This window comes from Nitrosospira multiformis (genome assembly GCF_003050865.1).
GTDB lineage: Bacteria > Pseudomonadota > Gammaproteobacteria > Burkholderiales > Nitrosomonadaceae > Nitrosospira > Nitrosospira multiformis_E.
Window position 1 is genome coordinate 44,798 of record NZ_QAOK01000018.1, and the last position, 23,552, is coordinate 68,349.

The 23,552-nt window shown below is 53.1% G+C and carries 17 protein-coding genes; 16 read left to right on the forward strand and 1 reads right to left on the reverse strand.

Annotated features, from left to right (window positions below; all coding sequences use genetic code 11):
* Positions 1-40 precede the first annotated feature (40 nt).
* Positions 41-3,253 (forward strand): DUF748 domain-containing protein, encoded by a 3,213-nt coding sequence (locus tag C8R21_RS10360; protein ID WP_107762623.1) that lies wholly within the window; start codon positions 41-43, stop codon positions 3,251-3,253.
* Positions 3,254-3,353: 100 nt separating this feature from the next.
* Here the strand turns inward: C8R21_RS10360 and C8R21_RS10365 are convergent, their stop codons facing one another.
* The gene (locus C8R21_RS10365) at positions 3,354-5,033 is read right to left on the reverse strand and encodes an OprO/OprP family phosphate-selective porin (protein ID WP_107762624.1); all 1,680 of its coding nucleotides are present in this window, start codon (positions 5,031-5,033) and stop codon (positions 3,354-3,356) included.
* Positions 5,034-5,364: 331 nt separating this feature from the next.
* Here C8R21_RS10365 and C8R21_RS10370 point away from each other — a divergent pair, with 331 nt between their 5' ends.
* The 15 genes from C8R21_RS10370 to C8R21_RS10445 all read left to right on the forward strand — a co-directional run bounded on the left by C8R21_RS10370 (position 5,365) and on the right by C8R21_RS10445 (position 23,266).
* Positions 5,365-5,622, forward strand: a complete 258-nt coding sequence (locus C8R21_RS10370; protein WP_074708876.1) for a DUF2024 family protein — start codon at positions 5,365-5,367, stop codon at positions 5,620-5,622.
* Between the two features lie 91 nt (positions 5,623-5,713).
* On the forward strand, positions 5,714-6,514 hold the full coding sequence (locus tag C8R21_RS10375; RefSeq protein WP_107762644.1) for a S1 family peptidase: 801 nt from the start codon (positions 5,714-5,716) through the stop codon (positions 6,512-6,514).
* Between the two features lie 78 nt (positions 6,515-6,592).
* The gene (locus C8R21_RS10380; protein WP_107762625.1) at positions 6,593-7,078 is read left to right on the forward strand and encodes a response regulator transcription factor; all 486 of its coding nucleotides are present in this window, start codon (positions 6,593-6,595) and stop codon (positions 7,076-7,078) included.
* 27 nt (positions 7,079-7,105) lie between these two features.
* The gene (locus C8R21_RS10385) at positions 7,106-7,771 is read left to right on the forward strand and encodes a LuxR C-terminal-related transcriptional regulator (RefSeq protein ID WP_258192352.1); all 666 of its coding nucleotides are present in this window, start codon (positions 7,106-7,108) and stop codon (positions 7,769-7,771) included.
* Between the two features lie 528 nt (positions 7,772-8,299).
* Positions 8,300-9,691 carry a TIGR03013 family XrtA/PEP-CTERM system glycosyltransferase gene (locus C8R21_RS10390; protein WP_107762626.1) on the forward strand — a complete coding sequence of 464 codons (1,392 nt, stop codon included), beginning with the start codon at positions 8,300-8,302 and terminating at the stop codon, positions 9,689-9,691.
* A 22-nt stretch (positions 9,692-9,713) separates the two neighbouring features.
* The gene (gene prsK / locus C8R21_RS10395) at positions 9,714-11,795 is read left to right on the forward strand and encodes an XrtA/PEP-CTERM system histidine kinase PrsK (RefSeq protein ID WP_107762627.1); all 2,082 of its coding nucleotides are present in this window, start codon (positions 9,714-9,716) and stop codon (positions 11,793-11,795) included.
* 44 nt (positions 11,796-11,839) lie between these two features.
* Entirely contained in the window at positions 11,840-13,189 is a 1,350-nt protein-coding gene (prsR, locus tag C8R21_RS10400; protein ID WP_107762628.1) for a PEP-CTERM-box response regulator transcription factor, read from the forward strand.
* Between the two features lie 54 nt (positions 13,190-13,243).
* Positions 13,244-14,839 (forward strand): acyl-CoA ligase (AMP-forming), exosortase A system-associated, encoded by a 1,596-nt coding sequence (locus C8R21_RS10405; RefSeq protein ID WP_107762629.1) that lies wholly within the window; start codon positions 13,244-13,246, stop codon positions 14,837-14,839.
* Positions 14,836-16,068: a pyridoxal-dependent decarboxylase, exosortase A system-associated gene (locus tag C8R21_RS10410; protein ID WP_107762630.1), complete on the forward strand. Its 1,233-nt coding sequence runs from the start codon at positions 14,836-14,838 to the stop codon at positions 16,066-16,068. Before C8R21_RS10405 ends, C8R21_RS10410 begins: the two co-directional genes overlap by 4 nt.
* Before the next feature lie 129 nt (positions 16,069-16,197).
* Positions 16,198-18,090 (forward strand): asparagine synthetase B family protein, encoded by a 1,893-nt coding sequence (locus tag C8R21_RS10415; RefSeq protein WP_107762631.1) that lies wholly within the window; start codon positions 16,198-16,200, stop codon positions 18,088-18,090.
* A gap of 994 nt (positions 18,091-19,084) precedes the next feature.
* A complete protein-coding gene (locus tag C8R21_RS10425; RefSeq protein ID WP_107762633.1) occupies positions 19,085-19,612 on the forward strand; it encodes a cytochrome C oxidase subunit II in 528 nt (175 codons plus the stop codon).
* A 12-nt stretch (positions 19,613-19,624) separates the two neighbouring features.
* Positions 19,625-21,112 (forward strand): cbb3-type cytochrome c oxidase subunit I, encoded by a 1,488-nt coding sequence (locus tag C8R21_RS10430; RefSeq protein ID WP_107762634.1) that lies wholly within the window; start codon positions 19,625-19,627, stop codon positions 21,110-21,112.
* A 30-nt stretch (positions 21,113-21,142) separates the two neighbouring features.
* Positions 21,143-21,757: an SCO family protein gene (locus C8R21_RS10435; protein WP_107762635.1), complete on the forward strand. Its 615-nt coding sequence runs from the start codon at positions 21,143-21,145 to the stop codon at positions 21,755-21,757.
* Positions 21,754-22,377 carry a hypothetical protein gene (locus C8R21_RS10440; protein ID WP_107762636.1) on the forward strand — a complete coding sequence of 208 codons (624 nt, stop codon included), beginning with the start codon at positions 21,754-21,756 and terminating at the stop codon, positions 22,375-22,377. The genes C8R21_RS10435 and C8R21_RS10440 overlap by 4 nt, the downstream gene beginning before the upstream one ends.
* Positions 22,378-22,414: 37 nt before the next feature.
* The gene (locus C8R21_RS10445) at positions 22,415-23,266 is read left to right on the forward strand and encodes a formate/nitrite transporter family protein (RefSeq protein WP_107762637.1); all 852 of its coding nucleotides are present in this window, start codon (positions 22,415-22,417) and stop codon (positions 23,264-23,266) included.
* Positions 23,267-23,552 lie beyond the last annotated feature (286 nt).

Here is a 23,552-nt window from a genome sequence, read left to right on the forward strand (position 1 = left end):
TTTTGCGCACCGGGCAGCTACTTTCCGAAAACTCTCATTCATGTCTTCCCTCACAACGTTCTTGCATCGCTTCATCAACCACCGCCGTTTCATAACCGGTCTGGGTGTTTTCGCCGGAATAATTATCCTGTTTGGTCTGCTCGGCTATTTCTGGTTGCCCGGATATGCCAAGGCGAAGCTTGAAGCCATTTTATCGGATGTTCTGCATCGCCCCGTTACTGTACAGTCGATCGACATTCAGCCCTATACGCTGGAGTTGACGGTTCGTGGTTTTCGAATAGGCGAAAAAGAGACAAGCGCAGATGCAGACAAGAATCTTTTTTCCTTTGATGAACTTTACCTCGACCTGAGTATTGCCTCCATTGCTCATCGCGCGCCCGTGATCAGTTCGGTTTCGCTCAAAGGGCCCACTGTGCGTCTCGTTCGTGAAGGGCAGCAGCAGTTCAATATCACCGACCTGATAGAAGACTTCATGAAACGGCCGAAAGAAGAGGAGGAAGAGCACGGCAAGAGCCTGTTCTCGGTACAGAATATTGTTATCGAAGACGGCCACTTCGAATTCGTCGACCATGTGAAAAAAAGTCAGCAGGAGATATCCGGCATTCAAATCGGTGTGCCTTTCATCGCCAATTTCGAAAGCGCGGAGGAAACATGGGTGGAACCGCGCTTCAGCGCCAGGGTGAACGGAGCTCCGTTCAATCTCACCGGGAAGGTGCGGCCTTTCACCACAAATCGTGAAGCGACACTTGAGATCAGGTTGAGCGATGTGGATCTGACGCGGATAGACGAGTATTCCCCCATTCCAGTCGGCATTCGCCTTCTCTCCGGTTATTTTGACAGCGAGCTATTGTTGACGTTTACCCAGGTCGATGGCCAATCGCCTGCCCTGGTTCTCACAGGCAATGCCGCATTAAAGAAGCTGAAAGTGGAGAATCATTCGGTAGAGGCGCCCTATGCCGCCACGCTGGGCGAATTCAACGTTCAATTGACTGAAATAAACCTGAATGCAGTGAAGCCCTCGCGAGCTGCCGTAGTCTTGACGGAAATTGCGGTGTCGCCAGAAGGCAGCACTGAACCCACACTCAACCTGCCAAAGCTTACGCTGGATGAGATCGTGGTCGATACCGGACAGAAGAATGTCAGTCTCGGCGCTGCAACCCTGGATCGCTTCAATGCCTCATTGCAACGCCATAAAGACGGGCGGCTCGATCTTGCCAAGCTTTTTACTCCGACAAACAAGGCGGAAAAGGCATCCCAATCCTCTACTCCTCCTTCTCCCAAAGCGGACACAGGTAAGCCATGGACGGTAAAACTCGGAAGCTTCAGGCTGGCGGATGCCGGGCTGCGCTTTGAAGATACCACTTTGCCGGACGTAGCCCCCATGGTGGTCAATGCTCTTGATCTGACAGTTAACCAGATCGACTTCAGCGGCGCAGCGCCCTCCCAGCTCGAGCTGAAGGCGGAAGTCAACAAAACAGGCAGCCTGGAAACAAAAGGATCCCTTGCCTGGGCGCCGGTCGCAGCAGATCTGGCAGTAAATGCCAAGGATGTCGACCTTGTTGCATTGCAAGGCTGGGTCGGAGACCAGTTGAATGTGTTGTTCTCGCGCGGAGCGTTGTCCTTCCGCGGCAAGATCAAAGCCGATGCCGGCAAGGGACAGAAGCGACCTGAGCGGGCACGGGGAGAAAAGGCATCGTCGTTAAAAGTGGCGGTGCACGGGGATGGGAGGCTCACTAATTTCAACATGCTGGACAAGGTGGACGCCACCAACCTCATGCGTTGGCGAAGTGTCGATATCAAGGGTATCGAGTTTGCCAATGAACCTCTCAACATCAACGCCGCTTCGATTACGCTTACTGACTTTTTTGCCCATGTCGTCGTTACTCCCCGAGGCGAGTTGAATCTCAAATATATCGTGCGGCAGGAGGAAACAGCGGTTTCTCCCTCACAGGCTGCTGCTGCGCCGGCAACGATGCCCGAGCCAGAATCGAGGCCAGAGTCGGAACCAGCGGGCACACCCGGTGAGATATCACCTGCGCCTGTTCCTTCGCAGCCATCCCCGCGCAAGAGTCTCCCTGTCCGCATAGGCCGTATCGTGATGCAGGGAGGACACGTCAATTTTCAGGATCAGTTCATCCAGCCCAACTATCGCGCCTACTTGACCGACCTGGCAGGACGCATAGGACCGCTCCATCCCCGGAAAGCCGGGGAAGTGGATATTCGCGGCGCGGTAGATAAAACGGCGCCATTGAAAATCAGCGGGTCGGTCGATGCCTTCGGCAGAGAACTCTACCTTGATATTACGGCCTCGGCCAAAGGTATCGATATGCCTACATTCAGCCCCTATTCCGGGAAATATATCGGATACGCAATCGAGAAAGGCAAACTATCGGTCGACGTCCACTATCATGTCGAACACGGCGAGTTAACAGCGGAAAACAGCATCTTCCTTGATCAATTGACTTTCGGTGAGAAAATCGAAAGTCCGGATGCACTATCGATTCCGGTCAACCTCGCATTGGCGCTGCTAAAAAACCGACGCGGAGAAATAGATGTTCGTCTCCCTGTAAGCGGTTCCATCAACGATCCGAAATTCAGCCTGGGGGGTATAATCGTCAAGGCAATCCTCAACTTGCTGACCAAGGCAGCCACGGCGCCTTTCACGGTGCTCGGGTCGCTTTTCGGGGGAGAAGAATTATCGGAGATCAATTTTCCCGCGGGTGAGGTAAAGATTCCGCCAGAGGCAGAAGAAAGACTCCAGAAGTTAGCCCAGGCACTGACAGATCGGCCAGCGCTCAATCTCGAAATCATCGGTCATGCCGATGCTTCGAGTGATCCGGAGCCTTTGAAGCGGCGTGTACTTGAACGCAAAATCAAGGCGGAGAAATTGTCAGTGGATATCAAAAAGGGAAAATCTTACGATTCTCTCGAAGATGTAACCCTGACACCGGAGGAATATGAAAAATACCTGGAGCAGGTTTACAAGGATGCCAAGTTCGAGAAGCCAAAAAACTTCATCGGGCTGTCGAAAAGCCTGCCTGCGGAAGAGATGGAGAAGCTGATGCTTGCCAATATCGACGCAGGTGATGCAGAACTACAGGCGCTTGCCGAAAGCCGGGCGATGAGCGCACGGGACTGGCTGATCGAGCATGGGAAAATCCCTGACGCTCGAATTTTCGTACTTTCGCCGAAAGTTGAAGCAGGAACGAACCGTGAGAAGCCGGATAACCGCGTGGAGTTCTCGCTCAGGTAAGCCCCGTCCGGCAGAAGCGGGCATTTCCGCTCCGATCAGTTACGGAAATGTCCGCTTGTCTGCCGCCCACGCTATTGCGCCACTGTATTTCCTGGCAGGCTTAAAAATCCACCTGAAAGCGTGTGAGCCACATATCAAGGTTGGCATTGTTAAATCCGGCGCTGCGGCGGTCCACCACACCCGCAGTATTTATATCGAGAACATGGACATAATTGGTCATGACACGAATATTGGAATGAGGGTACCAGTTCAGACCGAACTTGATGAGATTCGCCTTTCCACCCCTGATGGCTCCGTCATTCATATTCATGTAATCGTATCCCGCGGCAATTTCCCAGGCTCCCCAGCCCGGGCCGGCGAGCTGAAAATTCTGGAAAGGCTTTATTCTGTTCCATGCGCCATTCTTGACGTGGTAGACACGGGATTCTCCGGTCAGGAAATAGCTTAAGTAACCGTAGAAGCCGAACAACGATTCCCCGCTGTAGCCATGGCCATTTATATGGGTTTGCAGATACTCTCCCTGCGCAGAGAACGGACCATAGACCAGGGCAGTTTCTGTGCCCCAACGAGTATAGCTTTCCACCCGCCGCGAGTTCAGGTCGTTCTTGTTGCCGAAACTCAGGTTGCCGGTATTCAGCACGTTGGTTCGGTCAACGTTGGCGCCGGGAAAAGATGCGAAGCTCATTCCGCCATTGGCGAAGTCGCCATCCCCTTCGTATTGGGTGTTGACCCGAGTATACGCTGCTGACGCTCCTACATGCCAGAACTTGGTCTCGCTCTCCATCCAGGGCCTGCCGGAAATACGGCCGACTCCTTCCCAGCTGGTGTCGCCCGAGCCATTATTGCGGCTGTTGTTGCCATTGGGATTGACTGACGTCGAGGCGCTGGACCAGCTTCCCACCGGCTCGGTCTGGAAGGAGATACCGGTTTGCCAACGGGGCACGGCATAGTTGACGCCTATCCCGGTCTTGTAGACGTTGGGATTATCGAGAAATGTATTCACCGCCATATTCCGTTCGATGAACGTCAGAAAGCGGTTGCTGGTTGCTTCCTCCAGGCTGAACGGTTCCTTGAACGACCCTACCTTTACTGATAACGGACTATCGAAGTTATAACGGATGAATGCGTCCGTTATCCCCGATGTCACCGATCCGTTTCCGCGGCTGAAATCGAACTCGAACTTGTAGTCCCATTTTTTGAACATCGTACCTTCCACACCGAGACGGGCACGCCGGATATTGGCTCCACTGTTCAGTTCATAAGGACGATCATTGGGCGCGGGCGGCAGGACGTCATTGGTAATGTTATATTGCGAGTCAGCTTGCAGGCGTCCGTCGACCTCGGCAGTAAAGTTGCCGTCAGCACTTTCGAAATGCAATCCAGGTCCATACTTCATCCTGGTTTTTTCAGTTTGCTTGACCCGCTCTTCCAGTGATGCCATATCGCTGACGAGACGCGCTTCCCGCATCTTCGCCTTCATTTCGATGTCTCTACGGGCTGCCATCAGTTCTGCCGGATCTGTTTTTTCGGCTGCCCCTTCAGCTATCCGACCATCGGAACTTTCCATTGGTGCTTCAGCAGTTTTACTGGTTTTGCCGGCAGTTTTTGCGGGAGCATCCTCTTCTCTTACGAAAGAACCGATATGCACACGTCCGGGTGCAGGTTTCGCATAAATTTGCTCGGTTTTGGTATCGACATAAAGATCAAGGGCGAAAGCTGCGGACGATAAGCTTGAACCCAAGGCGGTAGCGAGTGCCAGTGTAAGCTTGCGTAATTTCATCGGTTTATTCTCTTTTCGGATGTTTGATAAAAACCGAGGGGAGGATAATTCCGGCAGATGTCCGTTTCATTACAGTTTTGTCACAGTTTTATGACAAACCTGATGATTTCGGGCCAGGTCGGCGCGCCTGAGAAGTGTTTGACGTCATGTCAACCGCGCATTGTCTTTAACCGGAAGCGGCTGCGGACAGGGGGCAATATAATGAAGTGACATAGAAAAACAATGGCTCTGCATGCGCTACATTTCACTTTTTCTTTTGCCGTGATAGTCTATGTGCTGTTATTGAATTACCAACCCTGGTAAGACTTGAAACCATCGAAGAGGAAAGCTTATGGAAATGCATGTATATGACACTTGGGTGAAAGCCAAGGATGGCCGCACGATGCACTTTGACGTGTTTACAAACACGAGAGACGACAAGAAAGCGATCGAGTATGCGAAGCAGTGGCTGACTTCTGTTGGCGAAGGCGATGCAACGGTTAGCAGCAGGGAGTGCAGGTTCTGCCACAGCGAAAAGGCCCCTGCCAATGTCGAGGAAGCAATCAGCAAGGACGGCTACTTCATCTACAAGATGGAAGGATGCAGATGAGCCTGCGGGCCGCTGCGCGAGTAATCCAGGAAGAAACTGGAGGAGGTCTCAGGGGGATCGGTTGAAGTTGTAAATGAATTCAATTCGAGGGATGATGCGCATCCGCAAAGCCTTACTGGTTCTCCACATCGGCTCTGTTCAATGCCTCAGCGTTTTGGCGCTCATGTTCGTTACCCCGCTCTGGGGTAGCGACCTTGTCAAGACTATTGAACGTGTCAAGCCCTCGATCGTAGGGGTGGGTACTTTCCAGAAAACACGTTCGCCCGCTCTGAATTTCCTCGGAACCGGTTTTGTATTGAATGATGGCCTCCATGTGGTTACGAATGCCCATGTTGTTCCCGAGGGGCTGGACGTTGCCAATCATGAGTCATATACCGTCATTACCGGCAAGGGGAAACAGGGCGAACTCAGGTCTGCCGATATTGCTGCAATCGACAAGGAGCACGATCTGGCGGTGCTCAGAATTTCCGGCGCGGCTTTGCCAGCTATGGAACTGGGGGATGCGCGCAAGGTGCGTGAAGGGCAGAATCTGGCTTTCACCGGTTTCCCGATTGGGATGGTTCTTGGATTTTACCCGGTTACCCATCGTGCCATGGTTTCATCCATCACGCCGATTATTTTGCCCGCGCATAATTCGCGGCAGCTCGACGCGAAGATGATCAACCAGTTACAAAAGCCCGTTTATGCGGTTTTTCAGCTCGACGGCACCGCGTATCCGGGCAATAGCGGGAGTCCGCTTTATGATCCCGAGTCGGGGGTGGTCTATGGCGTAATCAACATGGTATTCGTAAAAGGGAAGAAGGAGGCGGCGCTCAGCAATCCGAGCGGCATAACGTATGCTATCCCTGCGACCTACATTCAGGAACTGCTGCGTCGCATCGAACCGGAGTAAAGGCGTGATTGAAAACTGCTCATACCTGCAATATCGGCTGATTTCTGGGTAGTTGAGAAGTAACTGGAAGGAGAAACAATGCAAACCGTTACCGTGGCAATAGCAGACACTGACGCCGGCAGGCGCGCGAAACTGGAACAGTCTTTGCAGGGAGGACCGGGTATCGAGGTGTTGACAGATGTGATGTCCGACCGGGACGACATTCCCGCAGGTCATAAGCCTGAACCTCATAAAAACCTTGTATCAACTGAAGATGTAGTTGCCAGGATTACCCAATTCAAGCCGCGTATTCTTTTTGTCAATCTCGATTTATCCATTGAAAGGGAATGTGCGCTGCTGGAAGCTTTACACCGGACATGCCCTGAAACGCTCGTGTTACTGCTGACCGATAAATCGGTTCAGGAGGAACAGGTCATCCAGGCTCTGGCGAATGGAGCGCGCGGCTGTCTGAGTCATGAGGCTGATCCTTTTTATTTTTTGAAGGCTGTTCGTGTCGTGGACCGTGGCGAGATCTGGGTGACACGGGGGATGCTGGGCAAGATAATGGATAGAGTGCTGCACTGATGACTCGCTTTTTTCCGGGAGAACTCCTTGATCCTGCTGGCTAGCGCTTCTCAGGACGATCTGTGTCATTGGGAACAGGGGGTGCGCACCCTCTCCCCAATATTCTGCTCGACCAATCTTGAATCTCTCAAGGTCGAACTGGCTCGTTTAAAGCCTTCAGTCCTGCTGCTGGATTATGATTTGCCGCAATTGAGCGCTCCGGGTGGAATTTCGGCGCTTATAAAATTGCATCCGGAGGCTAAGGTGATAGTCTTGAGTCACTCCCTTCCGGATGAGGCCGAGTGGGCGTTGTTCAGAACCGGTGTCAGGGGGGTCTGTCGGCGCGATATCGACGGAGAGCAGCTACAAAGTGTGGTGACAGCGGTGCAGCGCGGCGAACTCTGGATTCGAAGAACGCTCAGCTGGCATCTGCTGAATGAGCTTGTTACCATCACCCAGGAAAAGACCAAAATCAAACAGGCGGTTGGAGAGTTGCTTGCCAATTTGACTCAACGTGAATATGAAATTGCAACGCTTGTGGGAAACGGTGAAACGAACAAGCAGATTGCTCGCCGGCTCGATATTACGGAGCGGACGGTAAAAGCTCACCTGACGGAAGTCTTTCGCAAGCTGGATATTGCCGACCGCCTCAAGCTGGCTTTGATTGTCAAAGGATCCATCTACCCCGGGGATTCCTCGAAAATGAGCCATTGAGTGTTTCACTCCGCGGCCAGATTTCGCTCAATAGCCAATAGTCCGTCCAATACTTCAACCTCGATATTCTTTTTACCTCTGGTTCCTGCTGGTTTCTGTTCCACTTCTCCTTTCCATGTTTTCGCAGTGCTCGATGCGGAATGACGCAACGCCCCGGACAACGCTACTTTCCGGCTCTCGACGTACTAAAGTCCAATTGTCCCTGCTGTAGAAATTGATATGATGTAGTGTATCCAGTTCGGAAAACGGATACTCCGTCGAAGAAGGTTTCATATAATCTAGGAAGTTAAATGCTTATGAGCGCAGGAATGGCGTGATACGCCGCTACTGGCATCGAAGAATTGCCGGCGAATTGGATGGGCGGCCCAGTAGTACTTTAAGCAGTGCGTTTAAGCCGGCAGGTAATTTTTCGCATGTGTCGGGCCTGAGTCTCCCGGCCAGATCTTCGGTTCAATAAAAGGAAAGAGACGGCTGAAAGAGGCGGCGCGAGTTGCCTTGCTCATTGCGGCACAGGATGAGGAGTGAAAATTGTTTCGTATTTCTAATCATTACATATCAAGAACGGTAGTCCTGCTCATCGGCGCGGAAGTATTCGCGCTGATGCTCGTAGTGTATCTTGGAACAGGCCTTCGTTTTTTTAACTACGCTGAACCATTTTCCCTCTCCTCCCTGTTTCCGGAAGCTGCCACCTTTGCTTTTGTCATGATCCTGTGCATGGCCGCGATGGGACTGTATCAGCTCGATTCGCGGCTGGATATGAAGGATACTCTGTTCCGCCTGATGCCATCCTTATTGGCCGGATTCGGGATCATGACCCTGATATTCTATCTGGTGCCCGATCTCTATCTCGGGCGAGGTATATTGGGACTGGTAATGCTCCTTGCCTTTTCCGGCATTCTCCTGATGCGTGCGGCTTTTCTTAAATGGTCGAGCCTGCGGCTTCTCGAATCCCAGGCTATTGTGCTGGGAATAGGCGGAAGGGCCAGAGAGTTCGTCGATCGGGCGAAAGATAGTTCCAGGCATCGAGGCCTGAAGATCCTCGGTTTCGTTCCCCTGCCCGATGAAGAGTTGCAAGTTCCGGCCGCCTCGGTATTGCCCAGAGTGGATTCCCTGATATCCCTTGTAAACCGTCTCAAGGTGAGGGAGATCATCATCGCGATCCAGGAACGCAGAGGAGGATGCTTCCCGATACAGGATTTGCTGGAATGCAAGCTGAACGGTGTCAAGGTTACTGATTCAGCCGCTTTTTTCGAGCGTGAACAAGGCAAGATTCGCGTCAATTCCCTTTACCCGAGTTGGCTGATTTTTGGCGGAGGATTCGATCAGAGTCCCCTCCGAACCGCTATCAAGCGTGTTTTTGATGTGGTTGCCAGCAGCATACTGTTGATTATTACGTTACCCGTCATGATTGTCACTGCCCTCTGTATTCTTCTAGAGGATGGCAGGCCAGTTTTTTACCGCCAGGAAAGGGTGGGAAAGGGCGGTAAGACCTTTATGGTCGTCAAATTTCGCAGCATGCGGAATGATGCCGAGAAGGGGGGGAAGCCGCAGTGGGCGCTGACAAATGATCCGCGAGTGACACGTGTCGGTAGAATTATCCGCAAACTGAGGATCGATGAGCTTCCCCAGATATTCAACGTGCTTAACGGAGATATGAGCTTCGTCGGGCCACGTCCGGAGAGACCTTATTTCGTAAACCAGTTGATCGCGGAAGTTCCCTATTACAACGTCAGGCACAGCGTAAAACCGGGAATAACGGGATGGGCGCAAGTTCGCTATCGATATGGAGCCTCAGTAGAAGACGCAATCGAAAAGCTTCAGTACGATCTCTACTATGTGAAGAACCACAGTTTGTTCCTTGATGTCATTATCCTGATAGAAACCATTGAGGTTGTCCTGTTAGGCAAGGGTGGAAGATGATTTCGAGGAACTATAGCCCGAGATGCTGACGACGGTAGCCAGCGCCAGCTATGCAATGGCTGGAATGGCGTATCTGGTCTTGGCTGCGCTCCTGCTTACAAGCTGGCGAGGGCGGCTGCATGGCATGATGCTCCTTGTCGCATGCCTGCTTTCGGTACTATGGTCCGCTTTCTTTGCTTATCAGGCAAACCAGAATGCTCCTCTTTCTCTCTCATCGGATATGCTGGAGATTCTAAGAAATGCTGGATGGACAGGCTTTCTGATCGTGCTGCTGGGACTCCACCAGCAGGAAAAAAACTCCTCCGGCACAAGAACTTCCCCAGCTCTCACGGCCATTGCGCTGCTATATACCGGTTGTCTTTTTGTGGCGGTGTATTCCCATGGGAAGGATGACTTTGCGTTCCACGCAACGACTGACTTCACGAGCAATATTGTCGGAAGTCTTGCCATGGCCATACTGGGCATGATCCTCGTCGAGCAGGTTTATCGTAACACCCCTCTACGACAGCGATGGGGCATAAAGTTTGCATGTCTCGGCATCGGGGGTATCTTTGCTTACGATTTTTACCTCTACAGCGATGCTTTGCTTCTCAAGCAGATCAATCCCGAGATATGGGCAGCACGTGGAATAATCAATGCTCTGGTCGTTCCGCTTATAGCGGTTTCTGCTGCGCGCAATCCCGACTGGTCGCTGGGGATCGCCGTGTCGCGCCGAATTCTTTTCTACTCGGCTGCATTGTTCGGCGCCGCTGCTTATTTGCTGGCAATGGCTGCCACCGGTTACTACCTTCGATTTTTCGGAGGAAGCTGGGGTACTGTCATGCAGGTCAGTTTCCTGTTTGGCGCAATCGTTCTTCTTCTGGCGGTGCTATTCTCCGGAACGCTGCGCTCCTGGCTCAGAGTCTTCATCAGTAAGCATTTTTTCAGTTACAACTATGACTATCGGGAAGAATGGCTGCATTTTACCCGCACTCTCGCTGAAGGCGAGCATGGGCTGGAGGAGCGCGTGATCCAGGCTCTGGCGCAACTGGTGGAAAGCCCGGGCGGAAGCTTGTGGATCCGAAAGGAATCGGAAATCTTTGAACCTGTCACGCATTTGAATATACCGCCGGTAGGCGGGGCGGAGCCATCAAGCGGCCCCTTCTGTCAATTTCTGGAAAACAGGGAGTGGGTAATCGATCTGGGAGAATACGCAGCAGGTCCCGAAAAGTACGCAATCCCTCTGCCCCAATGGCTGCACGCAATTTCCAGGGCATGGCTGGTCGTGCCGCTGATTCAGCATCGAAAATTGTTCGGCTTTGTAGTGCTGGTCCAACCGCGGAGCAAGGTCAAGTTGAACTGGGAAGTAAGCGACTTGCTCAAGGTCGCCGGCAAACAGGCAGCAAGCTATCTGGCGCAGCACGAGGCCGCGAATGCCCTGATGGTTGCGCGCCAGTTCGAGTCTTTCAACCGGATGTCGACTTTTGTCGTGCATGATCTGAAGAATCTCGTTTCACAGTTGTCCCTCTTGCTCTCGAATGCCGAGAAGCACAGGAAAAATCCCGAATTTCAGCAGGACATGATAGAAACCGTATATCTCTCCGTACAAAAGATGAGGCGTCTCCTGGAAAAATTGAGCAGTGGCGATTCGCCGGAGAAGCCCGCTCCCCTCATTATTGCCGAGTTGCTGCAGGAGGCGGTGAAAAGCAAGTCCATTACCGAACCCAAACCTGTTCTTGAGATACTGGATCCTGGTCTTTCCGTATATGCAAACGTTGCCCGCCTGGAGCGCGTAGTTGGCCATCTCATTCAAAATGCAATTGAAGCCACTGCGCGCAATGGACAAGTATGGGTTCGGCTAATGCGAAAGAATGATTTTGCCGTAATAGAAATAAAAGACACAGGACATGGCATGAGCGAGAAATTCATTCGTGAAAAGCTGTTCAAACCTTTCGAATCTACCAAGTCGGCAGGCATGGGGATAGGGGTTTTTGAAAGCAGAGAGTACGTTGCCGAATTGGGCGGAGAGGTGGAAGTCAGTAGCAGTGCCTCGAATGGTACGATTTTCCGGATCATTCTGCCCCTTTATGAAGTGCGGACTGCGGGCATTCAGAAGGCCGGCTGATTTAATGAATTCGAGGACCGTAACACCGGTAATAAGAGGATTGGATGAGTCAGGATAAGAAGAGTCTGTTGGTAATCGAGGATGACCCTGGATTGCAACGCCAATTGCGCTGGAGCTTCGATGCTTATGAAGTGTTGGTGGCAAGCGACCGCGAAAGCGCGCTTGCTCTGGTCAGACGGCATGAACCCGCCGTTGTTACCATGGACCTGGGACTTCCTCCCGATCCCGATGGCGCTTCGGAAGGCTTGGCTACGCTAGAACAGATACTTGAACTGGTGCCGGATACGAAGGTAATTGTCCTCACCGGGAATCAGGACCATGGAAATGCTCTCAAGGCTATCGCTGCAGGGGCTTATGACTTTCATCAGAAGCCTTTTGATCCCAATATCCTGAGTCTGGTGATAGAACGGGCATACTATCTCTATGCTTTGCAGCAGGAGAATCGCAACCTGTTGCAGGCCCAGATGAACTCTCCCATCAGCGGCCTCATAACCCGCGATCCCGTTTTGAGCAAGGTATGCCGCAACGTGGAAAAAGTTGCGCCCTCGGATGCTACGGTTATACTGCTGGGCGAGAGTGGTACCGGCAAGGAAATTCTGGCGCGGGCGCTGCATCAGTTGAGCGCCAGGCGGGAGAAGCGCTTCATGGCCATTAATTGTGCAGCCATCCCGGAGTCGTTGCTGGAAAGTGAATTGTTCGGCTATGAAAAGGGTGCTTATACGGGAGCCGTCAAGCAGACGCCCGGAAAAATCGAACTCGCGCACGAAGGCACTTTTTTTCTTGACGAAGTGGGCGATCTGCCCATGCCCTTGCAGGCAAAGCTTCTCCGTTTTTTGCAGGAAAGGGTGATCGAGCGAATAGGTGGTCGGAAGGAAATACCAGTGGACGTGCGCGTGGTATGCGCCACTCATCAGAATCTCAAGAAACTGATCGAGGATGGACGTTTTCGCGAAGATCTGTATTACCGCTTGAGTGAAATCTTGATAACCATTCCCCCCCTGCGGCAGCGGGTGGGGGATGCCGCGCTGCTTGCTCATCATTTCAAGAACAAGTTTTGCATGCAGGAGAAACGTTCCTCTCTGAATTTCAGCCAGGAAGCGCTGGCTGCCATTGAAAGTCATTCGTGGCCTGGCAACGTGCGTGAAATGGAGAACTGTATCAAGCGCGCAGTCATCATGGCAGAGGGCTCGGTAATCGGCGCGGATGATCTGGGCCTGTACAGCACAAGTGCGGCTGAGCCTATTAATCTTCGCCAGATACGGGACAGGGCAGAATGCAATGCGCTGATGAAAGCATTGGCGAGAGTAGACGGAAACGTGGTGAAGGCGGCTGAATTACTGGGCGTCAGTCGTCCCACTATTTATGATTTGATGAATCGTCACGGTTTGAAGTAATACCATGCAGCCGTGCATTCCCCATCAAAATTACAGTCAACAGGCTTGCTTCCAATGACGCACCTTATCCAGGATCTTGTTTTCGAATCTGCCAGTCGTTTTTCAGATAAGGAAGCGCTGGTTTACCGGCGAAACAGGCTGTGCTACGCTGATCTTGCGCACGAAATCAGCTTGGTGCGAGAAGGTCTGCTGGCACTGGGGCTGGATCGAGGCGAGCGTGTCGCCGTCTACCTTGAGAAACGCATAGAGGCAGTGACGAGTCTGTTTGGGGCAGCGGCCGCGGGAGGCGTTTTCGTGCCAGTCAACCCGCTTTTGAAACCCGAACAGGTGGCCTACATCCTGCGGGACTGTAACGTAAGAATTCTCGTGACTTCGGCCGAGCGGCTGAGGTTGCTTGTCGAAGTGCTGCCTCAATGCCACGATCTCCATGCAGTGATTGTAACCGATCGGGCAGAGGGCGCCATGCCTGTTGCCGGTCTGACTGTCGTATCCTGGAATGACATTATCACTGCCGGCAGACCTGATGAGCGTGCAATTCCCCACCGCGCCACCGATGCTGACATGGCTGCTATCCTCTACACCTCAGGAAGCACGGGGAAGCCGAAAGGAGTCGTTCTTTCCCATCGCAATCTCGTAGCGGGCGCGGCAAGCGTATCTCAATATCTGAAGAACAGTCCGGACGACCGTATTCTGTCTGTGCTGCCCCTCAGTTTCGATTACGGACTGAGTCAGCTTACTACCGCGTTTCGTGTCGGAGCGACCGGCGTTCTGATGAACTATCTGCTCCCCCGCGATATCATCAATATGTTGAAGGAAGAAAAGATTACAGGGCTGGCGGCGGTTCCGCCTCTGTGGATTCAACTGGCGCAATTAAGCTGGCCGAAGGATATTCCGTTACGTTATATCACCAATTCCGGCGGCGCGATGCCGCGCGCGACGCTCGATCTGTTGCGCAATGTGCTGCCCCATGCCGCCGTATTTCTCATGTATGGGCTTACCGAAGCCTTTCGCTCCACTTTTCTTCCCCCTGAAGAAGTCGATACCCGTCCGGACTCCATCGGCAAGGCCATTCCCAATGCTGAGGTGCTGGTGGTGCGGGAGGACGGGTCGCCTTGCGCTGCGGGTGAACCGGGCGAACTGGTGCATAGAGGTCCTCTCGTTTCCATGGGGTATTGGAATGACAAGGAAAAAACCGCTGAGCGATTCAAACCTGCTCCTTGCCGGGAGCCTGGTCTGACTATCCCCGAACTGGCAGTATGGTCGGGAGATACGGTCCGCATGGATGAAGCAGGCTTTCTTTATTTTATCGGCCGTCGCGATGAAATGATCAAGACATCCGGTTATCGTGTCAGTCCGACGGAGGTCGAGGAAGTCGTTTATGGCACGGGGCTGGTGGGAGAGGTCGCCGCGGTGGGCGTGTCTCACCCTGTGCTGGGCCATGCTATTGTCCTGATTGCGACTCCGAGGGCGGGTTTGAAGTCTGACGAGGATGCGTTGCTGGCTGCGTGCAAGACTCATCTTCCAGCCTTCATGCTGCCCGGCCGGATCGAGTACAGAGAGGGCAGTTTGCCGCGCAACCCCAATGGCAAGATCGATCGCAAGCGTCTCGCGCAGGAATTGCACGATATTTTCATGGAACCCGGCGGATGACGGATCTTCGGCCAAGACACGCGCCCATTCAATTTTCCATAAACGACGATTGCCTTCAGGTGGGAGGGTTGCCTCTCACACGCCTGGCGCAGCGCGTAGGAAGGACACCTTTCTATGCGTATGACCGACAAAGACTGACGGACCGCGTGGCGCTCCTGCGTCAGCATCTGCCTGCGGAAATTCACTTGCACTATGCGATGAAAGCCAATCCCATGCCGGCCGTTGTGCAGCATATGGCTCGACTGGTGGATGGGTTAGACGTCGCTTCAGCCGGGGAAATGAAGATTGCCCTCGATACACCCATGCCACCCGGCGAAATCAGCTTCGCCGGCCCGGGCAAGATGGACAGCGAGCTTTCCTGCGCCATTGCCGCCGGCATCGTTCTCAACATGGAATCCGAACAGGAAATGGAGCGAATCGCCACCCTGGGTGATTATCTTGGGATTCGTCCGAAAGTGGCCGTTCGCGTCAATCCGGATTTTGAACTTAAATCATCCAGCATGAAAATGGGCGGTGGTCCCAAGCAGTTTGGAGTGGATGCCGAACGCGTTCCCGGCATGCTGGCCCGATTGGGAAAACTGGCACTCGATTTCGAAGGGTTTCATATTTTCAGCGGCTCCCAGAATCTGAGAGTGGCCGCCCTGCAGGAAGCACATGAAAAGACCTTCCAGTTGGGCATTACACTCGCGAAACATGCTCCTGTTCCAGTCCGCATGCTGAACATAGGCGGCGGTTTCGGCACGCCTTATTTTCCCGGGGATGAAGCGTTGGATATAGCGGCGGTTGGTGAGAATCTGCGGCGCCTCATGCCCGAAGTGAGGCAGGCGCTGCCCGAGGCGCGCATAGTAATCGAGCTCGGCCGGTACCTCGTGGCGGAGGCCGGCATCTACGTTTGCCGGGTGCTCGAACGCAAGGAATCCAGAGGGCAGATATTTCTGGTCACGGACGGCGGATTGCATCATCATCTGGCGGCTTCCGGCAATTTCGGTCAGGTGATACGCAAGAATTATCCGGTCGTAGTGGGAAATCGGGTACAGGGAACCGACAGGGAAGTTGTTTCGGTGGTGGGGCCGCTTTGCACACCGCTGGATCTTCTGGCCGACCGCATGGAGATGAGCAGGGCAGAAGCAGGCGATCTTATCGTCGTGTTCCAGTCCGGCGCATACGGCTTGACCGCCAGTCCTACCGCGTTTCTCAGTCATCCGCCGCCCATGGAAGTGCTGGTCTAGCAGATTCAGCACTGTCATGCATGAGGACTGTTATGCCTTTTGACCAAGGGGACGGCAAAAAGCAAATAATCCACAAGAAACCCATCAGATAACGAGAAGCACAATGCCAAGAAAACGTGGAGAATTCCTGTGAGTGGACTATGCGGCTGGCTGGGATATAGCCATTCTGTTACTGAAAACCTGGCGCTGGTCCGGCAAATGGCTAGCCCGCTCGTACGGTTTGACAGTTGTAAGTTGCACGCGTGCGCGAGCGGGAACAGTGCTTTAGCAATCGCTGCTCCGGACGGGCGCGCTCACATTTATCAGAGGGATGGGCTTCTTGCCGTGTTGTGGGGGCGGGGAAATTTTCTGGAACCTCGTCTGGATGAACAGGCGCAACGCGAAGGCATAGCGAAAACGCTGGCTGAAAATTGGCGGGAAAGGAGTGGAGGAGGCGGAAGAGGCACAAAGATTTTCGAGAGTCTGACCGGTGCATTTGTATGCTGTATTGTCGATGAAAATGCGAATGAGGTCGTTCTGGCGACAGACCGCATGGGCACTTACCCACTCTCCTACCAGGCTTTAGCCGGGGGCCTGATTTTTGCCTCGTCAACGGATGCCATCCGCTTGCATCCTTCGATCAGGTCGGAAATCGACCCCCAGAGTCTGTATAACTACGTTTACTTTCACATGGTGCCTGGTCCTGACACCATTTATCAGCGCCAGAAACGCCTTCTGCCAGGCGAATATCTCGTCTACAGTAAGGGCGGCATCGAGACTGGAAAATACTGGGAGATGCGGTTTCGGGAAGATGAAAGACGTCCCTTCCAGGAACTCAAGCAGGAATTTATGGAAGTTTTGCATTCCAGCGTGCGGACCGCCATCGGCGATGACGAAGCCGGAGCGTTTCTCAGTGGCGGAACCGACAGTTCGACGATTGCCGGGATACTGGGGGAAGTGAGCGGGCAGCCAGCACGCACCTATTCCATTGGTTTCGATGCAACGGGTTATGACGAAATGGGATATGCCCGGATCGCGGCCAGGCATTTCGGTACCCGTCATCAGGAGTACTACGTTACACCGGAGGATATCGTCTCCGCCATTCCCCAGGTTGCAGCAGTATTCGACCAGCCTTTCGGTAACTCTTCCGCGTTACCCGCCTACTACTGCGCGCAGATGGCAAAATCCGACGGCCTCGGCAGAATGCTCGGCGGAGATGGGGGCGATGAGCTTTTTGGCGGTAACGTACGTTATGCCAAGCAATACATTTTCTCGCTATATGAGCAGGCTCCCTTGTTGTTGCGCCAGGGACTCATCGAGCCGATCGTTTTTGGTCTTCCTGGTGGAGGCGCGCTTCCCCTGATACGGAAGGCGCGTAGTTATGTCGAGCAGGCGTCCATTCCCATGCCAGCGCGCACCGAGACCTATAATCTTCTCGAACGCTACGGGCGCAAAGCTATTTTTACCCCTGAATTTCTCGATGCGGTAAATCCGGGTTATCCGGCGCGCCTGCTGGACGAGATTTATCAGGAGAATGGCGCGGGAAGTCTGATAAATCAAATGCTTGCCTTTGACCGCAAATTCACGCTCGCCGATAACGATTTGCCCAAGGTAGCCAAGGCGTGCGAGTTGGCGGGAATGGATGTGGCGTTTCCGCTCATCAGCGATGAGATCGTTGCTTTTTCCCTGCGGCTCGAGCCTCACCTGAAACTCAAGGGAACGAAGTTGCGCTACTTCTTCAAGGAAGCGCTGCGAGGGTTTTTGCCGGACGATATTATTGCCAAGCAAAAACATGGCTTCGGGTTGCCTTTCGGGGTGTGGCTTCAAACTCACAAAAACCTGCAGGACCTGGCGTGGGATAGCTTGAGCGATCTCAAATCGCGAAACGTCATCCGCGGCGACTTTATCGAGAAGTTGCTGCAGCAGCACCTGGAGGAGCACGCCGGATATCACGGCACCATGGTATGGGTGTTGATGATGCTGGAGCAATGGTACAGGCAGCGACAGGACTCCCCCCGAAGTGTAATACATTCTCAGGCATGAGAACCGGATAAGTAACAGTGATCAGCTGCGTTTCCAGGCACGAAATGCTTCTCCTGTATGTCCTCCGACCATAGTCCGGATGCCGAGATTGCGAACTTCCATCAGCTCTATTCGCAGGCATCAGGAGGATTGCAGGCACAGGAGGTGCTGAATAAGTGAGTAGGTGCTCCTGAATACCCCTTGCCCTGACTGTTGGCTCCGCGGACACCGCTTTGTGTGGAAAAGTACTATGCCTGGCGGCATGGCTGAAAGCATAAGGACGCCGCGTCAAGGGGCCGGAAAAGACTCCTGCAGCGATTGAAACTGCCATTGCTCATGACCTCTTTCGAGAGAATTTAACCCTACATTTCCTATGGTTACGGATTTGAGCCGTCTATATGTCGCGCTTGACATCGAACTCTTCATCCAGCATACTCCAGCCCTCACGCAGTAATCAATATGCATACCAGCGTAGCAAGTATGGGTATTGCGGGTATGATATTGTTGGTGTGGGATCGGAAAGGATTATTTCCGGCAAGAGGGGTGGAACAGTTCAAGTCAGCTGTTCAATGGTCGCGAAAGAAGTTTGGAAATACTGCTTTTTTCGCCTGCATACAACTGCATGATAGGCCACGACAAGCGGTAAAAAGTGCGGGGTCAGAGGTAAAAGGCGTGGAGATTGCAGGCTCAGCTATTCGATAATGGTTCTTTATCTTTTTTTTCTGACGGTATCGACTGGATAGGATATTCTGATGCATGTCAAATCTACGTCGCTTCCTGGTCAGAATAAGGTGAGTATGAATAGTTTCGGAGGCATCGCGGCTGCGTGAACGTTTTGGCGGGATTGTCTGTGTTCCCGGGCGAATTCTCATGCAATCTGGAAAATCACCTGAAAAAAGCACATTTTCACTCACGCCATGATCATCGCATGCACTCGGGCCTCCTGTCGGCCGATATTCCATGTTTTAACTGGGTTGGGTATTAAAATGAAATATACAGAAAGAAGGAGAATATAATGCAAGAAACCGCGTGGCAGGTTTCCCTTGTATTGATGCTGATGATCACCTTTGGTGTTGTGTTCGTCGCCATCAATTCCGGCAAACGCGAGGAAGAATACGGGCCGCTGGTGAAGCGGGCATACAGTTTCCGCACCAAATTATTCTGGGCAGTGGCATTTGTATTCTTCCCGGCAATGATCTACAACCTGATGGACTTGCCTTACAGTCCCAAGGCGGTGGCCAGTAGCGGTCCTGCCCAGGTTATCAATGTTAACGGTCATATGTGGTACTGGGAAATGGACCGCGACCAGGTCGAGCCAAATCAGCCGGTCGAGATACGTGTCACCAGCGCCGACGTAAACCATGGTTTCGGTATTTATGATCCCGACCTGCGCCTGATTGCTCAGACCCAGGCAATGCCCGGCTACACCAACGTAATCCACATCACCTTCCCCAGGGAGGGTACGTATCGGGTGCTGTGCATGGAGTATTGCGGTGTTGCCCACCACAATATGATGACCGAAATCAAAGTTGGCAAATCTTAGAGAGGAATAAGCATGGCAACTTATACTTATACCCCAGTTCCCGATCAGGGAGCAAAGGCGGGGGTGCTGGCCTATCTGGTCATCTCCTGTGTAGTATTGCTACTGATGATGCTTTTCGGCCTGCTCATGAGGATGGAGCAGGCGCAAATGATCTCAATCGGGGCACTCTGGTTTTATAAAATCATGACGTTGCACGGTGCTGGAATGGTGGGTATCGTCGCGCTGGCCGGAGCAGCGATCATGTGGCATTTTCTGCGCCAATATGTCGATTTGTCGACAGGTATATTCATGGCCAACCTGATCCTGTTCCTGACAGGTGTCGTCATGATCCTGGCAAGCGTCCTGCTGGGTGATTTCCATGCGGCCTGGACATTCCTCTTTCCATTGCCTGGAAATTCGATGGGAATGTGGACCCCGGGTGCTGCTGCCCTGTTCATGGGTGGTTTACTCGTGATTGGCGTTGGCTTCGTCCTGCTGCATCTGGATATCGCTCGCGCAATCATCAGCCGCTACGGCGGTCTGGGTCGCGGACTTGGTTGGCCCCAGCTTTTCGGCCCCGATGACGGCAATGCACCTCCGCCCGCGGTTGTCGCCAGCACCATGGTCACCATCGTCAATCTGATTGGCCTGGTGGTTGGCGCCAGCATCCTGGTGATGATGCTGGTAAATCTTTATGTTCCGACTTTCGAAATTGATGCCTTGCTGGCCAAGGGTATGATCTATTTCTTTGGCCATGTATTCATCAATGCAGTTATCTACATGGCGGTGATTGCGGTCTACGAGATTTTGCCGCGCTATACGCAACGCCCGTGGAAGTCGAACAAGGTGTTTCTTGCCTCCTGGACTGCTTCCACAATCATGGTCATGTTCATCTTCCCGCACCACCTCTTGATGGATTATGCCTTTCCCAAGTGGTTCCTGATCATGGGTCACATCATCGGTTATCTCAATACCTTCCCGATCCTGATCGTTACGGGTTATGGCGCCATGATGATCGTGTACCGCTCGGGCATTCGCTGGGATATGTGCTCACGACTGCTGTTCGTGTCGCTCTTCGGCTGGGCGGTCGGAGCCATGCCCGCATTCATCGACGGCACCATCACGGTCAACTATGTCATGCACAACACGTTGTGGGTGCCCGGACACTTCCATACCTATCTGTTGCTCGGCATGGTTGCGATGGTCTTCGGGTTCATGTATTACCTTGGCAAGCCGAACGAGAATGCGCCGGATAGCGCCCTTGACGTCGCTGCTTTCTGGGGATTCGTTATCGGCACGATGGGCTTCACCATGAGCTTCCTCTATTCGGGGAAAATCAGCGCGCCGCGCCGTTACGCGGAACATCTTCCAGAATGGGTGCCTTACGACAAAATTGCTTCATATTTCGCAATGCTGTTGATCGCTTCCGTGCTAGTATTCATTTTCCGCTTTCTTACGCGGTTGGGGCTGGCGAGTCGCGATTATCAACGTGCCTCTCTTGCACGAAGTATGGCTACATAATACCTGCATGGTAAGGACGTGACATAACCCATGAGCCTGGCAAAACGCAGCGTACTTATTTCAGCGCTGGTGACTTCGCTGGGCACATGGGTTTTTTGGTGGGGCACTGACGGGTTCACGGCATTTACGGCCGAAACGGCAAGGCGCGTGGAAATACTTCGTTCCCCGCGTGCGCTGCCAGATGTTACACTTGAAGATCAGAACGGAAAAATCTTTCACCTGAAAGATTACCAGGGCAAGTTGCTTGCGGTAGACTTCATCTTCACGCGCTGCACCACCTTGTGCCGCAGCATGGGCATGATCTTCAAGCAGATTCGGGACCTGATACCGCAGGAGTCGTTGGGGCGCGATTTTGCCCTGCTTAGCATCAGCTTTGATCCTGAGCACGACGATCCCGCCAATTTGAAGAAGTATGGCGAAGCCTATGGTGCCGACGGCCAGATCTGGCGTATCGCAAGAGTACAGGACAAGGCGGAGCTTCAATCGCTGCTGGATGCGTTCGGCATTATCGTGATACCGGACCAGTTCGGCGGATTCGAGCATAACACCGCTCTCCATCTCGTTGGGCGGGATGGAAGACTCAGGCTGATCAGCGATATCGATAAAGCGATTCCATTCGCTGAGCAAGTCGTAGCATTGCTATGATCGCAACCCTATCTCATCACCCCGGCAGAAGCGCGCTTGCGCTTGGAGTGTTCTACCTGCTCCTTGCCACACCTATTGCACGAGACTGGCTGGAAGCCTCCATGAGCAGGCATATGCTGGTGCAGATGCCCTTGCTTGTAGTAATCGGAATCATTGCTGCCCGCTTGGTACCTGGGCGTACGCAGGACTCTCTCCTGATCCGGTTCGGTGGCGCCTGGCCTTGTGTAATAGCGGCATTGTTTGCTTCAAGTTACTGGATGCTTCCTCGGGCGCTGGATGCAGCACTGACAGATCCATGGGCCGAAGTGGCAAAATTCCTGAGCTTACCATTTCTCGTCGGCTTTCCTCTGGTTTTGGCCTGGAGGCGCCTGACCCTTATTGGCCGGGGCTTTGTCTGGACCAATTTTTTCAGTATGCTGGCGGTACTCGGATGGTTATATATTGTTGCGCCTGTGCGTGTCTGCAACAGTTACCTGGTGAATGATCAGGAGAATGCCGGGTGGTATATGGTCATAGCTTCGGTGCTGCTTTTCTTTTGGTGGCTCGGAACTTTGCTAGTAGGTGGCGGTGTTGGCCCGGACAAACCCGATCAAAGCGGACCAGGCAGAACATTCGCATAAATCGTAAACATTCCGTTAGGAGAATTGAGAGAAAAGTATGGACTATCATCCGCCATTGAAACTCATGGAAGAGGTGGAAGCTGCCAGCAAGAAAAAGGCGGGACTGGACGTGGGCACGATGTTGGTCAAAGGCTTCATGTCAGGCGCCCTTCTGGCGTATGGCACTGCCCTTGCGTTCAAGGTTTCCGCCGGTCTTCCTGAAAACGTTGGTGCACTCGTTTCAGGCGCCGTCTTCCCGGTCGGTTTTGCCATGATCATATTGCTCGGCATGGAGCTTGCCACAGGCAATTTCGCAGTGCTGCCCGTCGGCGTGCTGCGGGGTAAAACCACACTCGATAAATTGTTCCGCAACTGGACCTGGGTGTATATCGGGAATTTTTTCGGCTGTGTTTTTGTCGGCTTCTTGCTCGCTATCGCCTTGACCGAAGCGTTTGTCGAGGGGCATGGTGCACTTGGGGAAAAGATCATTGCTGTGGCCATTTCCAAAACACTGGTATATGAGCACGCGGGCGCAAACGGCTGGGTGACCGCCTTCGTCAAAGGCATATTGTGCAACTGGATGGTGGCGATGGGTACCATCCTGGGCATGATTTCCACGTCCGCTACTGGTAAGGTGGTCGCTATCTGGTTGCCGGTTTCAACCTTTTTTGCCTTGGCCTTCGAGCACTCCATCGTAAACATGTTTGTCATGCCCACCGCTATTCTCCTGGGCGCTGACATCACTGTCGGGCAATGGCTGTTCTGGAACCAGATTCCGGTAACGCTCGGTAATATCGTGGGTGGTGCAGTATTGACGGGCTTGGTGTTGCATTATGTCAACAAGTCTGCTCCTTATCCTGCTGTCACAGAAGAAAAGCCGGTGACCGGCGCGACGCGCACGGCGCCTTAAAGAAATATCCCTGAAACATCGCGGCGCCTCGCGTCGCGATGTTCAATTTCCTTGACACAGGGTATCTGTCCAGTTAGGCTACGCGCTGTTTTAGTCTGGCCCGGGAATTGCGCGGGATTTTGGCTGAGACATGGATATATGTAGCGAGGGAAGGCCGTATCGGAATGGATGCGGTGACGCGGTATCCAGACACAACAACATCATTACGGAGTAAAGGAGAGAAGCAGATGTTAATGAAGCCTTGGCTGAGGCTGGTTACGCTTGCGTGTGGGGTGCTGTTTGCGGG